This is a genomic window from Sphingomonas melonis DAPP-PG 224 (assembly GCF_000379045.1).
GTDB classification, from domain to species: domain Bacteria; phylum Pseudomonadota; class Alphaproteobacteria; order Sphingomonadales; family Sphingomonadaceae; genus Sphingomonas; species Sphingomonas aquatilis.
In genome coordinates this window covers 2,815,182-2,827,928 of record NZ_KB900605.1, presented here as the reverse complement: position 1 = coordinate 2,827,928, position 12,747 = coordinate 2,815,182, and the positions used below count along the sequence as shown (strand labels likewise).

Genomic DNA, 12,747 nt, shown 5'->3' with positions numbered 1-12,747 from the left:
GATGGGTGCTGATCCAGTGGACGAAGCGGCGATCATCGCCTGGGTCGACGGCGAACTGACCGGGGCGGAGGCCGTACGGGTCGAGGCTGCGGTGGCGAACGATGCCGACTGGCGTGCGCTCGCCGACCGCCACCGTCGGATGAAGGCGCGCTTTGCCGCAGCCTTCGATCCCTTGGCGCGGCCGCCGGCGGAGGTGATTTCGCTCGCCGACGTGCGCGCGCGGCGGGCGGCGAAAGCGGCGCCGGCGCCTAGCCACGGCTGGCGGCGCTGGGCGGCGGGCGGCGCCATCGCGGCGAGCCTGGTGGTCGGGCTATTCGTCCTGCAGGATCGGGGCGGGGCGCCTGGCGGCGACGTGCCGGCGCCGGTGGCCGTGGCGCTCAACGATCAATTGTCGGGCGATGCGGGGCCAGTGCGGGTCGCTTTGTCGTTCCGTGACAGGAACGGGCAATATTGCCGCAGCTTCACGGGGGAAACGCTGTCCGGGATCGCCTGCCGCGCGGGCACGGATTGGCAGATGCGCTACACCGCGCCCGGATCGGCGCCGGCCACCGATTATCGCATGGCGGGGACCGACGGCGCCCGGGCGACGGCGATCATGGGCATGATCGCCGGTGAGCCGCTCGACCGCGCGCAGGAAGACGCCGCGCGGCGGGCGAACTGGCGCTAGACGCAGATCGGGCGACCGTCGTCGGCCCATGCCGCACTGACCGCGGCGAGGCTTGCCAGCACCGGATCGACACGGCGCACACCGAGCAGGTCGCTCATCAACAGCCGGGCCGTGTCGGGCGCGGTTTCGATGCGCGCGATGACGGTGAGCAAGGCGCGTTCGGCGGCGGTCATACGGGCGCAGCAGCATGGCGCGATCGCGATCGTATCCGCGGCGGTCGAGGCCAGGTCCGTCATCAGCGCACGCATCAGCACCAGCGGGCGGCGAAAGCCCTCGCCGAACATCGTGAACAGCGCATGCGTGGCGCGCGCGTCATGCAGCCCATGCGCACCCATGCGGCGCAGCGCGAACAGCGCGATTCGCGCATTGGGGCAGGCGGGTAGCGCATGCGGCAATGCCGCGACGGTCGTGGTGATTTCGGACATGCGGCGACTCCTTCGTTCACCGCCGACAGTCTTAAATCAGCTATTGCAAGTCAATCGCAATTAATCGGTCAGTCGGGCGTCTCGTCGTTGCGGGCGAGCGCTTCACCGGCGAGATAGAGCGAACCGGCGATCAGCACGACGTGCGGCGGCTCGGAGGCCAAGCTCTCCAGCGCCGTTTCCAGGCTGTCGGTGGAGGTGGCGCTGACGCCGAGCCGCTGGGCCAGCGCCGCGAGGTCTGCTGGCGCATGGCAGGCGTGATTCGGCACGGGCACCGCAACGACACGTGACACCATCGGCGCGAGGAGCCGCAGCACACCCTCCGCATCCTTGTTCGACAGCATGCCGAGGACGAGCGTGACCGGGCGGCCATCGGCGAGACGGCCGAGGCTCTGGGCGACGGGACGGGCTGCGGAGGGATTGTGCGCACCATCGAGCCACAATTCGCTGCCGTCGGGAAGGCGGGCGTGGAGCGGGCCGTGGCCGAGCCGCTGCATACGCGCTGGCCATCGTGCCCATTCTGCCGCCGCGCGCATCGCGGCTTCGGGCACGTTGACCGCGCCCTGATGACGCAGCATGGCGAAAGCGAGCGCTAGGTTGCGCGTCTGGTGCGGGCCGACGAGGCGCGGGCGCGTGCTGACCAGGGTGAAGCCGGTGTCGCGGTAGCGGACGGTGTTGCGGCTGGTGTCGCTCCACCATGCCGCGTTGCGGGCGATGACGGGTGCCCCCGCCGCGTCCGCTACCGCGGCAATGCGGGTGGTGCAGGCCGCGGAATAGTTCATCGTGACGAGCGGCACGCCGGCCTTGGCGATTCCCGCCTTCTCACCGGCGATGTCGACCAGGTGGTTGCCGAGGAATGCCTCGTGATCCATCCCAAGCGCGGCAATGCCGGTGACGGCGGGGCGGCGGATGACGTTGGTCGCATCGAGTCGACCGCCCAGGCCAACCTCCACAATCGTCGCCGCGGCGGGCGCGCGGGCGAAGGCGAGGAAGGCGGCAGCGGTCGTAATCTCGAAGAAGCTGGCGCCGATGCCGTCCGCATGATCCAGCACTTCGGCCAGCAAATCGGCGAGCGATGCGTCGTCGATCAGCTTGCCTGCGATCCGGATGCGTTCGTTGAACCGCACCAGATGCGGACTGGAGAAGACGTGAACGTCATGCCCCGCCGCCTCGATCGCGGCGCGCAGGAAGGCGCAGGTGGAGCCTTTGCCGTTCGTGCCGGCGACGTGAAACACCGGCGGCAACGCGTCCTGCGGGTTACCGAGCCGATCGAGCAATCGCGTGATCCGCTCCAGGCCCAGCACGTCGGCCCCGGGCGACAATGCCCAGAGCCGGTCGAGCTGTGCCTGGACGGCGGGATCGGTCGAGATGGCGTGATCCGGCACGGTGGCGCCCCGCTGCGGCTGGTTGGCGTCAGGCGGCGCGGGCGGCCGTCAGATAGCCGATCACCGTCGCGAGCTGGTCGCGCAGATCTTTCCGGTGAACGACCATGTCGAGCATGCCGTGATCCAGCAGATATTCGGCGCGCTGGAATCCTTCGGGCAGTTTTTCGCGGATGGTATTCTCGATCACGCGCTGGCCGGCGAAACCGATGAGCGCGTTGGGTTCGGAAATTTGCACGTCGCCCAGCATCGCGTAGCTGGCGGTGACACCGCCCGTCGTCGGATCGGTCAGCACGACAATATAGGGCAGGCCGGCATCGTGCAGCATCTGGATCGCCACGGTGCTGCGCGGCATCTGCATGAGGCTGAGGATGCCTTCCTGCATGCGCGCGCCGCCGGCGGCGGTGAAGATGACGTACGGGGCCTTGTCGGCGATCGCCGCTTCGACGCCGCGGACGAAGGCTTCGCCGACAGCGAGACCCATCGATCCGCCCATGAAGCCGAAGTCCTGTACGCCCATCACGACGCGGTTGCCCAGGATCGTGCCGCGGGCGTTGATAAGCGCATCCTGTTCCTGCGCGGACGTGCGTGCCGCCTTCAGGCGATCGGTATAGCGCTTCGAATCGCGGAACTTGAGGGGGTCTTCCGGCACGCGCGGTGCGGGCAGTTCGCTGCAGCTGCCTTCGTCGAGGATCTGTTTGAACCGCTCCTTCGGCCCGATGCGCTCATGGTGATCGCACTTCGGGCAGACGTAGAGGTTCTCCTCCAGCTCGCGGGTAAAGATCATCTGCCCGCAGCCCTTGCACTTGTGCCAGAGGTTTTCCTCCGACGTTTCGCGCTTGGTGCCGAAGGGCAGGGCGTTGCGGACGCTGGTGATCCAGCTCATCGATTTACCTTTCGCGCAGAGGCCAGTGCCTCGCTCAGCGATTGAACATAGGTGCGGACGGCGTCGGGCGCATCGGCGCCGTGCTGCGCCACGATCTCGACGATCGCGGAGCCGACGACGACGCCATCGGCCACGGCGCCGATCGCCGCGGCCTGCGCAGGCGTGCGGACGCCGAAACCGACCGCGATGGGCAGGTCGGTCGCCGCCTTCAGCCGCGCAACGGCCTGGTCGATCGAGCCTTGCGCCGCCTGTTGCAGGCCGGTGATGCCGGCGACGGAGACATAATAGAGGAAGCCGCTGGCGCCATCGAGGACCTGCGGGAGGCGCGCGGCGTCGGTTGTGGGCGTCGCGAGGCGGATCGGGTCGATCCCCTTCGCCCGTAGGGCTGGCCCGAGCGCGTCGTCTTCCTCGGGCGGAATGTCGACGCAGATGACGCCATCGACGCCCGCCTGTGCCGCCGCGTCGGCGAACCAGTCGGCGCCGCGACGGAGCATCGGGTTGGCATAGCCCATCAGCACCAGCGGCACGTCGGGATGGCGGCTGCGGAAGGCGGCGGCGATCGACAGGATGTCGGCGGTGCGCGTGCCCGCGGCCAGGCTGCGGATGTTGGCGGCCTGGATCGCGGGGCCGTCCGCCATCGGATCGGTGAAGGGCATGCCCAGTTCGATCACGTCCGCGCCGCCCGCGACGAGGGCGTCGAGGATTGCGCCGGTGGCGTCAGGCGTGGGATCGCCGGCGGTGACGAAGGTCACGAGCGCGGGATGGCCCTTGGTGAAGGCGTCTGACAGGCGGCTCACGGGCGCTTCCCTCCCTGTATCAGCCGCGAGGCACCGATGGCGAGGCCGATGGCCAGCGCGGACACCAGATGCGTGTTGCCATCACAGCCGCGCAGGACGAGGCTCACCACGCCTGCCACGGCCGCCGCCAGGACGATGCTGGTCAGCCCCTGTCGCCAGTCGAGGGTCATATCGCCACCCCCAGCGCATTGGCGACGGTGAAGATGTCCTTGTCGCCGCGGCCGCACAGGTTCGCGAGGATGATCTGGTCGCTGCGCATCGTCTTTGCGCGCTTCGCCACGGCGGCGATGGCGTGGGCGGGTTCGAGTGCGGGGATGATGCCCTCGGTCCGGCAGAGCAGCTGGAAGGCGTCCAGCGCCTCCACGTCGGTGGCATTGGTATATTCGACGCGGCCGATATCGCGCAGCCACGCGTGTTCGGGTCCGATGCCGGGATAGTCGAGGCCGGCGGAAATCGAATGGCCCTCGGCGATCTGGCCGTCCTCGTCCTGCAACAGATAGGTCTTGTTGCCGTGGAGCACGCCGGGGAAGCCGCCCGCCAGGCTGGCGGCATGTTCGCTGCCCTCCAGGCCATGGCCCGCCGCCTCGACGCCGAGCATGCCGACATCGGGATCGTCGAGGAAGGGGTGGAACAGGCCGATCGCGTTCGACCCGCCGCCGATCGCGGCGACGAGCAGGTCGGGAAGCTTGCCCGTCCGTTCGAGCAATTGCGCGCGCGCTTCACGGCCGATGATGCTCTGGAAGTCGCGGACCAGCTCCGGGTAGGGGTGCGGGCCGGCGGCGGTGCCGATGATGTAGAAGGTGTCGTGGACGTTCGCGACCCAGTCGCGCAGGCCTTCGTTCATCGCGTCCGACAGCGTCTGCGCACCGCTGGTGACGGGGCGCACTTCGGCGCCGAGCAGCTTCATGCGGAAGACGTTGGGCTGCTGCCGCTCGACGTCCTTCGCGCCCATGTAGATGACGCAGGGCAGGCCGAAGCGCGCGCAGACCGCCGCGGTGGCGACGCCATGCTGGCCGGCACCGGTTTCGGCGATGATCCGCGTCTTGCCCATGCGGATCGCGAGCAGGATCTGGCCAATGCAATTGTTGATCTTGTGCGCGCCGGTGTGGTTCAGCTCGTCGCGCTTGAACCAGACCTGCGCGCCCATGCCGGGCTCGGCACCTTCCCGCAGCGCTTCGCTGAGGCGCTCGGCATGATACATCGGGCTGGGACGACCGACGTAATGCGTCATCAGATCGTCGAACTGCGCGGCGAAGGCCGGGTCCGCCTTGGCGGCGCGATATTCGCGCTCCAGGTCGAGGATCAGCGGCATCAGCGTTTCGGCGACGTAGCGGCCGCCGAACTGCCCGAAGTGACCGCGATCGTCGGGCTGCGCGCGGAAGGAGTTGGGGGCGTTCATAGCTGCGCCGCTTTAAGGAAGGCTGCGATCTTGTCCACATCCTTGACCCCCGGTGCGCTCTCGACGCCGGAGGACACGTCGACCAGCGGTGCTCCGGTGCGACGGATCGCCTCGGCCACGTTGGCAGGATCGAGACCGCCCGAAAGCGCCCAGGGCAAGGGGTGGCGAACCCCGTCGAGCAGGCTCCAGTCGAAGCGCAGGCCCATGCCGCCGGGTAGAGCAGCGCCGTCCGGAGTCTTGGCGTCGTAGAGAATGCGGTCGGCGGCGCCGGCGAAGTCGCGCGCGGCGTCGAGGTCGGCACGGGTCTTCACCGCGACGGCCGCCCAAGTCTCGCAACCGAAGCGCGCGCGGATCGCAGCAACGCGGGCGGGGGCGGTCTTGTGGAGTTGGAGCGCGTCGAGCCGGCCGGCGTTGATCGCGGCATCGAGCAGCGCGTCGTCGGGATCTACGAACACGCCGACGCGGGACACGGCCGAGGGGACCTGAGCGGCAAGGCCGGCGGCTCGGTCGAAGGCGAGGTTGCGGGGCGAGGCCGCGAAGAAGACGAAGCCGACGTGGCTCGCACCGCCTGCGAGGGCGGCGCCCAGCGTGTCGGAATTCGTCAGGCCGCAGATTTTGGTCAGGACGGGCATGGGGTCGCTATACCGCGGTGAGCGGGGTGCGGAAGGGGTGGTTTCGTACGCGCCTTTGATTGCTCGCACGCCGGCGATCTATGGCATTCTCGTTGGCCTAGACGCGCTCAGCTTTGTCCCAACCCCGCGCTAGTCGGAGGCTGGCACGTTTTCACAGACGTGCCACAGCACACCTGCGGGATCGACCAACATGCCGACGCGCAGGCCCCATGGCTTCATCTCAGGCGCAGTGGGGAGCCGGACGCCGAAGCGCTCTGCCAAGGTCGCGGTGCGCTGCCACCAGTCGTCGAGATCACGGACAAACAGCTGGAGCATCGAATTGCCCGCCCAATCCTCGACATAGTAATTCTGGAGCAGGATGCCCGCTCCCTCGTAATCGTAGATTGCAAGGTCGGCGTCGGCGTAGACGAGGATGAAGCCGATCGCTTCGTAGAAGGCGCGCGACTGCGCAAAGTCCTTTGCAGGGAGGAAAGGACGAACCAGCGCCACGACTACAGCGTCGCACCAATCGCGCGGGCCGCGGCGTCGGGGTCTTCTGCCTGGGTGATCGGGCGGCCGATGACGAGGATCGAGGCGCCGGCGTCAAGCGCCGCGCGGGGGGTGACGACGCGCTTCTGGTCGCCGGCGCTGCCGTTGGCGGGGCGGACGCCGGGGACGACGAAGAAGCCCTTGGGCCAAGCCGTTTTGGCCGCGCGCACCTCTTCGCCCGAACAGACGATGCCGTCGATGCCGGCTTCGTGTGCGAGATCGGTGAGGCGCAGTACCTGATCGTGCGCGTTGCCCGTGATGCCGGTGGCGGTGAGATCGTCGGCGTCGAGGCTGGTCAGCATCGTGACCGCGACCACCTTCGTATTGAGCGGGGCGGCGGCCTTGGCATCCTCCAGCATCGCGCGGCCGCCGCTGGCGTGGACGGTGAGGATCGCGGGTTCGAGCGGCCCCAGCGCCTGGATCGCCTTGGCGACGGTATTGGGGATGTCGTGCAGTTTCAGGTCGAGGAAGATCGGCAGGCCGAGCTTCGCCATCTCGTGCACGCCGTGCTGCCCATGGGCGCAGAAGAATTCGAGGCCGAGCTTGATGCCACCGACATGGGTGCGGGTGCGTGTGGCTATCGCCTTGGCGCGGGCGAGATCGGGGGTGTCGATCGCGACGTAGATCGGGCTCATGCGACGGGCTCTTCGGCGATGGCCGGTGTTGCGACGGGTGTCGCGACCGGTAGCGCGCGGGCGTCGGCCAGCATGCGCTCGCAGGTCGTCAGGCGCTGGCGCAGCCGCCAGCGAACCGTGCCGAGATACAGGTAGGTCGGTACGAAGCCGATCAGGAACGTCACCAGCAGCAGCAGCGGCAGGTTCACGTCGGCGATCAGGCCGCTCCACAGATTGATCTGGACGCGCGTCCAATTGCCATAGGTGAACAGCGCCGCGACGAACGCGAGCAGGAACCAGAACAGGATCTTGAGGAACTGCATGCAACACTCCTGAGGTGCGCGGGAGGGTAGCCGCAGAGGCGGAGGAAGGCCAGCCTATCCGATTTCGACACGCAGGCTGGCGAACAAGGCGGGGATGGCGGTGAGGCGCGGTTCCTCTTCGTCGAGGATCGCGCGGAAGGCGGCACGCTTGATCGCGGCGACCCGGCCGGCCTTCATCCGGACGGTGGCGGGCAGCGTCGACACGCAGATGTCGATCATCCGTTCGGCGCCATGCAGCCGACCCCACAGATAGTCGTTTTCGCGATAGGCGCGGCTGAAGAAGGCGCCGAAGCTGTTGAACTGGATGCCCTTCAACGTCGCCTCCGCGCCGCCGGAGCGGATCGCGACGGCATCGTCGGGGGCGATGCGATCGACCTTGATCGGATCGAATTCGTCGAGCCCCTCGCCCTGGAGCAGCGGCAGCGTCGCGGTGTCGAAATAGGGGAAGCCAAGGTAAGTGAGCAGCAGCGTGCGGCGGGTAGTCTTGTCGACCGTCGCCAGCGCCTCGGCCAGCCGTTCGTCGGTGGCCGCGTCGAGCGCGGTCAGGTCGAGCGCCTCGGCCAGCGCATCGAGCAGCGGTGCGGCATCCTGACCGCGCATCTGCCGGACCAGCATGCCCAGGTGCAGGTGGTCGTCGGCGCGCTGGCGGTCGAGATAGGTCGCCAGCGAGGCATAGATCGCCTCCCGCATCGTGGCCGTGCCGCTGGCATCCTCCGCCTCGCCATCGATCTCGCCGAGACGCCGCGCCATCAGCCGCAGGCGCCGGATGCGGAAGCCGATGTCGAAGGTGCGCAGGAAGTCGATCGTCGCTGCGCTTTCCTTGCCTGAGAAGCTGGGCGCGGTGCCGCCGAAGCCGCGCTCGGCGATCGCCGCCTCGATCGCGGAGCGGATCCGCTGCCAGCGCTGTTGCCCCAATTCGCCGCCGACGCGGTAGAGCAGCGCAGTGATCGTCGCGACGACGTCGCTGAGCTTGAGGTGGCCATAAGCGGCGTAGCTGTAGCCGGCGCGCGTGGCGGCGGCGGTCTGCGCGCGGCGGCGCCAGGCGACGAGGCGCGCGGGCGTCGGTCGGTCGAGGAACAGGGTATGGCCGAACAGCGCCTCGATCTCTTCGTCCACCGCCGGGCGCAGGGCGGTGACGATGCCGCGCATCCGGTCGATCCGCTGCGAGCGGGCGGCGATGGCGTCGAGATTGTCGCGGATCGGCTGCTGGCGGGGCAGATCGCTCAGCGCGCCGAGGATGGTCTGAAAGAAGCCGGGCGCCTCGCCCGGCGTGCCGAGGCGGATCTTGATGCCGGGCGAGGGGTCTATGTAGACGAAGCGGCGGTCGATCTCGCGGCGGGCGGGGCGTTCCTTCAGTGCGTCGATCGCGGGGCGAAAGGGCGCGTTGGCGAGCACCGATCCGTCGATCAGCACGGCCTTATCGACCTGTCGCGCGGCATATTGGCGCGGCAGCGATCGGCGCAGGAAGTCCTCGCGACCCGGCCATGCCACGTCGCGCTCGGCGAGAACGCCGTCCAGCTCGCCGACGGTGAAGGGCGGGAAGGCGCCGGGGAAACTGGAGGTCGCCCGCGCGGCGAAGGCCAGTTCGGGGATCGCGCCGATCGTGCCGGTGGCGCCGTGATCCGAAAAGCCGAGCACGATGCGATGTTCGGTTTCGAGCACTTCGGGCGGGGAGTTCAGCTTCAGCCGCTCGGGATGGCCCGTGAAGTCGGTGCAGGTAACGAACAGGTCGAGCGGCTGGCTGTCGGGCAGCAGGCGCGGACCGGCTTCGCTGCGCGCCATGGCATCGAAGGCGTCGAGCAGCAGGCCGGTGAAGGTGGCGCCGCCGAACGGCGGTTCGAACCAGCGCGAGCGGACGAAATGCGACAGCTTCGTGCGCACCTCGTCGCGCGTGGCGTCATCGAGTGCGGCGACCGAATCGGCGCTGCGGCCGGCGGCGACCCAGGCGAGCGGCAGCGCCCACATCTTCGAAAAGCGGCTGGCCGGCGCGGCCTCGGGATCGATCAGCGCCTCGACGTCCGCCGAGGTGAGCCAAAGGTCGGTCAGCGGTTCCAGGCTCTGGCCGGTCGTAATCGCCTGCGCGAGGAAAATGCCGTTGATGCCGCCCGCCGACGCGCCGGCGATGATGTCCGCAAGGACGCGGAAGCGGATGCCGGCGAGCGCCTCCATCTCCTCGATTAGTTCGCGATAGACGCCCTGCGTGCCATCGGCTGGCGGTTCGCCGGCATGGGCGGCGCGGCTGGCGCGGACCATGCGCCACACCTCTTTGGTGATGCCGTGCATGTAGACCGCGAGGCTGATGCCGCCGTAGCAGACGAGCGCGAGGCGAAGCTCCTTTTCGCGCATCAGGGTGCCACGGCCAGCGTCGCCCAGATGGGCAGATGGTCCGACGTCTTGCGCGCGGCGGCGCTGGCGTGGACGCCGCAATCGGTGACGGTCAGGTCGCGCGACACCATGATCCGGTCGAGCCGCCCGACCGGGCGGCGCGAATGGAAGCTGGGGCCGGTCGCCGCCATGCGATAATCGCGGCCGAAGTCGCGCAGGCACCCGGCGGCGGCGGTCCATTCGTTGAGGTCGCCCATCAGCACGGTCGGACGCCGCTCGCTGCATCCGTCGACATGCGCGCAGATCGCCGCGGCCTGCCGCCGGCGCCACAGGCCGGACAGATCGAGGTGCATGCCGACTACGCGGAATACGCCGGCCGCCGTGGCAATGTCGGCCATCACCGCGCCGCGGGGTTCGAGTGCGGGCAGATGGATGGGGGTGTGGTGGACGATCTCGGCGCTCTTGCGGACGAGGATGACGTTGCCGTGCCAGCCCATCGACAGCGCGCGCATGCCGAAGGGCACGGGCTTCCAGTCGCTGTGGTCGTCGAGCAGGTGGAGCGGCAGCACCGATTCGCGGGTGCCGAAACGGCGGTCGGCCTCTTGCAGGGCGATGACGTCGGCATCCACCTCGCGCAGCACCTCCAGCACGCGTTCGGGGTTGCGCCGGCGGTCGAGGCCGATCCCCTTGTGGATATTGTAGCTAGCGACCTTCAGGGGACGAGAAACCATTGCGGAGGCGTAACGCCGCCGCGCGCATTTGGTGCCGTTATGGTGCCGAGTGCAGGGATCGAACCCGCGACCTTCGGTTTACAAAACCGCTGCTCTACCAGCTGAGCTAACCCGGCGCGGCACGCCCCATGCGACAGGCGCGCGCCATAGTCCAGAGGGCGTGCGTCACCGCCGCCTCGCACGCAGGCCGTCCCAATGTGCGAGGCGTTCCTGCAGGCGCGCTTCGAAGCCGCGGCCGGTGGGTTCGTAGAACGTCTGCGGCGGCAATTCGTCGGGCCAGTAATTGGCGCCGGAAAAGCCGTCCTCCGCATCGTGATCGTAGGCGTAGTTCGCGCCATAGCCGATCTGCTTCATCAGCTTGGTGGGCGCGTTGAGGATATTGGCGGGGGGCATCAGGCTGCCGGTTTCCTTCGCGCTGCGCCACGCCGCCTTTTGCGCCTTGTAGGCGGCGTTCGATTTGGGGGCGGTGGCGAGGTAGAGGCACGCCTGGGCGATGGCGAGTTCGCCCTCCGGCGAGCCGAGGAAGTCGTAGGTGTCTTTCGCCGCGATGCACTGGACCAGCGCCTGCGGGTCGGCGAGGCCGATGTCTTCGACCGCGGCGCGGGTGAGCCGCCTGAGGACGTAAAGCGGTTCCTCGCCCGCGGTCAGCATACGGGCGAGATAGTAGAGCGCGGCCTGGGGATCGGAGCCGCGGATCGATTTGTGGAGCGCGCTGATGAGGTTGTAATGCCCCTCGCGATCCTTGTCGTACACCGGCACGCGGCGCTGGAGGAAGGCGGAGAGGCCGGCCGGATCGAGCGGTTCGGGCAGGTCGACTGAGAACAACGTCTCGGCCTGGTTGAGCAGGAAGCGGCCGTCGCCATCGGCCTGCGCGATCATCGCGGCGCGGGCATCGGGCGTGAGGGGGAGGGGGCGATCCTCCAGCTGCTCGGCGCGGGTCAGGAGTTTGCCGAGCGCTTCGGCCCCGAGGCGGTGGAGGATCAGCACCTGCGCGCGGCTGAGCACGGCGGCGTTGAGTTCGAACGAGGGGTTTTCCGTCGTCGCGCCGACCAGCGTGACCGTGCCGTCCTCGACGTACGGCAGAAAGCCATCCTGCTGCGCGCGGTTGAAGCGGTGGATTTCGTCCACGAACAGAAGCGTGCGCTTGCCGAGGCGGGCATGGTCCCGCGCCTCGGCGAACGCCTTCTTGAGGTCGGCGACACCGGAGAAGACCGCGGAAATGGCGAGAAAGCGCAGGCCCACCGCGTCGGCGAGCAGGCGCGCGATCGTCGTCTTGCCGGTGCCGGGCGGCCCCCAGAGGATCATCGACGACAGGCGGCCGGCGGCAACCATGCGGCCGATCGCGCCTTCGGGGCCGGTGAGATGCTCCTGGCCGACGACCTCGGCCAGCGTCTGTGGGCGCAGGCGATCGGCGAGCGGGGCGTCGGCGGCCGGTGGGGTCGGGGTCGGCTCCGGTTCGAGGCCGGTGAGCAGGTCTGCCATGACGGTCAGATAAGGCGTGGGGGGTGGGGCGTCACCCCCGTCGTGATCGGGGGGGGGGGGGGCGGTCCGCCGTTTTGCGCGACTTGGACAACATGAACACCTTACGCGAAACGATCCAGGGCGATCGTTTCCATTCTGGTGGCATCGGATCGCGACGGGTGAGGGCGCGGGGCATGGTGCGGGCGTAGCATGGCGCGCGCGGTGTAGGGCAGTCGTCCGGCGTCCTGCATTTATCATGAAGGCGTTGCGCCATTTGCGATCCAACGGGCAGCGGGACCGACCAAACTTCGACGCAAGTAAGTCCTCCCCCGCCAGGGGGAGGTGGCGCCGCCGAAGGCGGTGACGGAGGGGGCGGACGGGAGCGTCTCCGATAACGAAGCGCTACCCTTACCTCCCCCTCCGTCATGCCTGCGGCATGCCACCTCCCCCTGGCGGGGGAGGACTTCGGGCCTTGGCGAATGTCGATCCATTCCAGACCGCCGCACCCGATCAAAATATATCTTGATCGGGCTTGTACCCTTCGCTCTGTGATATATCTTGAGTGCATCGAAACACAAAG

At 68.6% G+C, this 12,747-nt stretch carries 14 protein-coding genes and 1 tRNA gene; 1 reads left to right on the top strand and 14 read right to left on the bottom strand.

The window, feature by feature from the left end:
* The first annotated feature begins 1 nt into the window (after position 1).
* On the top strand, positions 2 to 667 hold the full coding sequence (locus SPHME3_RS0113680) for an anti-sigma factor family protein (RefSeq protein WP_029720929.1): 666 nt from the start codon (positions 2 to 4) through the stop codon (positions 665 to 667).
* On the opposite strand, the gene SPHME3_RS0113675 is transcribed toward SPHME3_RS0113680, so the two are convergent.
* The 14 genes from SPHME3_RS0113675 to SPHME3_RS0113610 all read right to left on the bottom strand — a co-directional run bounded on the left by SPHME3_RS0113675 (position 664) and on the right by SPHME3_RS0113610 (position 12,188).
* On the bottom strand, positions 664 to 1,092 hold the full coding sequence (locus SPHME3_RS0113675) for a DUF6628 family protein (RefSeq protein ID WP_017978635.1): 429 nt from the start codon (positions 1,090 to 1,092) through the stop codon (positions 664 to 666). The two genes, SPHME3_RS0113680 and SPHME3_RS0113675, sit on opposite strands and share 4 nt — an antisense overlap.
* Positions 1,093 to 1,160: 68 nt before the next feature.
* Positions 1,161 to 2,474 carry a bifunctional folylpolyglutamate synthase/dihydrofolate synthase gene (locus SPHME3_RS0113670; protein ID WP_017978636.1) on the bottom strand — a complete coding sequence of 438 codons (1,314 nt, stop codon included), beginning with the start codon at positions 2,472 to 2,474 and terminating at the stop codon, positions 1,161 to 1,163.
* 28 nt (positions 2,475 to 2,502) lie between these two features.
* A complete protein-coding gene (gene accD / locus SPHME3_RS0113665) occupies positions 2,503 to 3,357 on the bottom strand; it encodes an acetyl-CoA carboxylase, carboxyltransferase subunit beta (protein WP_017978637.1) in 855 nt (284 codons plus the stop codon).
* On the bottom strand, positions 3,354 to 4,154 hold the full coding sequence (gene trpA, locus SPHME3_RS0113660) for a tryptophan synthase subunit alpha (RefSeq protein WP_017978638.1): 801 nt from the start codon (positions 4,152 to 4,154) through the stop codon (positions 3,354 to 3,356). The genes accD and trpA overlap by 4 nt, the downstream gene beginning before the upstream one ends.
* Positions 4,151 to 4,324, bottom strand: a complete 174-nt coding sequence (locus SPHME3_RS21370) for a hypothetical protein (protein WP_017978639.1) — start codon at positions 4,322 to 4,324, stop codon at positions 4,151 to 4,153. The genes trpA and SPHME3_RS21370 overlap by 4 nt, the downstream gene beginning before the upstream one ends.
* Positions 4,321 to 5,553 (bottom strand): tryptophan synthase subunit beta, encoded by a 1,233-nt coding sequence (gene trpB / locus SPHME3_RS0113650; protein ID WP_017978640.1) that lies wholly within the window; start codon positions 5,551 to 5,553, stop codon positions 4,321 to 4,323. The genes SPHME3_RS21370 and trpB overlap by 4 nt, the downstream gene beginning before the upstream one ends.
* The gene (locus SPHME3_RS0113645) at positions 5,550 to 6,185 is read right to left on the bottom strand and encodes a phosphoribosylanthranilate isomerase (RefSeq protein WP_017978641.1); all 636 of its coding nucleotides are present in this window, start codon (positions 6,183 to 6,185) and stop codon (positions 5,550 to 5,552) included. Before SPHME3_RS0113645 ends, trpB begins: the two co-directional genes overlap by 4 nt.
* A 129-nt stretch (positions 6,186 to 6,314) precedes the next feature.
* Positions 6,315 to 6,674, bottom strand: a complete 360-nt coding sequence (locus SPHME3_RS0113640; RefSeq protein WP_017978642.1) for a VOC family protein — start codon at positions 6,672 to 6,674, stop codon at positions 6,315 to 6,317.
* A gap of 2 nt (positions 6,675 to 6,676) precedes the next feature.
* A complete protein-coding gene (gene pyrF, locus SPHME3_RS0113635; protein WP_017978643.1) occupies positions 6,677 to 7,348 on the bottom strand; it encodes an orotidine-5'-phosphate decarboxylase in 672 nt (223 codons plus the stop codon).
* The gene (locus SPHME3_RS0113630) at positions 7,345 to 7,650 is read right to left on the bottom strand and encodes a lipopolysaccharide assembly protein LapA domain-containing protein (RefSeq protein WP_017978644.1); all 306 of its coding nucleotides are present in this window, start codon (positions 7,648 to 7,650) and stop codon (positions 7,345 to 7,347) included. Before SPHME3_RS0113630 ends, pyrF begins: the two co-directional genes overlap by 4 nt.
* A 54-nt stretch (positions 7,651 to 7,704) precedes the next feature.
* Positions 7,705 to 9,996, bottom strand: a complete 2,292-nt coding sequence (locus SPHME3_RS0113625) for a patatin-like protein (RefSeq protein WP_017978645.1) — start codon at positions 9,994 to 9,996, stop codon at positions 7,705 to 7,707.
* Positions 9,996 to 10,706: an endonuclease/exonuclease/phosphatase family protein gene (locus SPHME3_RS0113620; RefSeq protein WP_017978646.1), complete on the bottom strand. Its 711-nt coding sequence runs from the start codon at positions 10,704 to 10,706 to the stop codon at positions 9,996 to 9,998. Before SPHME3_RS0113620 ends, SPHME3_RS0113625 begins: the two co-directional genes overlap by 1 nt.
* A 40-nt stretch (positions 10,707 to 10,746) precedes the next feature.
* Positions 10,747 to 10,822 (bottom strand) — tRNA-Thr (locus SPHME3_RS0113615).
* 49 nt (positions 10,823 to 10,871) lie between these two features.
* Complete coding sequence (locus SPHME3_RS0113610) at positions 10,872 to 12,188, bottom strand: replication-associated recombination protein A (protein WP_018250829.1); 1,317 nt, start codon at positions 12,186 to 12,188, stop codon at positions 10,872 to 10,874.
* Positions 12,189 to 12,747 lie beyond the last annotated feature (559 nt).

Bases quoted from the DNA above. Each gene is read 5' to 3' on its own strand.
- SPHME3_RS0113675 (WP_017978635.1), bottom strand. From the start codon at position 1,092: ATGTCCGAAATCACCACGACCGTCGCGGCATTGCCGCATGCGCTACCC.
- pyrF (WP_017978643.1), bottom strand. From the start codon at position 7,348: ATGAGCCCGATCTACGTCGCGATCGACACCCCCGATCTCGCCCGCGCC.
- SPHME3_RS0113630 (WP_017978644.1), bottom strand. From the start codon at position 7,650: ATGCAGTTCCTCAAGATCCTGTTCTGGTTCCTGCTCGCGTTCGTCGCG.
- trpB (WP_017978640.1), bottom strand. From the start codon at position 5,553: ATGAACGCCCCCAACTCCTTCCGCGCGCAGCCCGACGATCGCGGTCAC.
- SPHME3_RS0113680 (WP_029720929.1), top strand. From the start codon at position 2: ATGGGTGCTGATCCAGTGGACGAAGCGGCGATCATCGCCTGGGTCGAC.
- SPHME3_RS0113645 (WP_017978641.1), bottom strand. From the start codon at position 6,185: ATGCCCGTCCTGACCAAAATCTGCGGCCTGACGAATTCCGACACGCTG.
- SPHME3_RS0113610 (WP_018250829.1), bottom strand. From the start codon at position 12,188: ATGGCAGACCTGCTCACCGGCCTCGAACCGGAGCCGACCCCGACCCCA.
- SPHME3_RS0113625 (WP_017978645.1), bottom strand. From the start codon at position 9,996: ATGCGCGAAAAGGAGCTTCGCCTCGCGCTCGTCTGCTACGGCGGCATC.
- accD (WP_017978637.1), bottom strand. From the start codon at position 3,357: ATGAGCTGGATCACCAGCGTCCGCAACGCCCTGCCCTTCGGCACCAAG.
- SPHME3_RS0113620 (WP_017978646.1), bottom strand. From the start codon at position 10,706: ATGGTTTCTCGTCCCCTGAAGGTCGCTAGCTACAATATCCACAAGGGG.
- SPHME3_RS21370 (WP_017978639.1), bottom strand. From the start codon at position 4,324: ATGACCCTCGACTGGCGACAGGGGCTGACCAGCATCGTCCTGGCGGCG.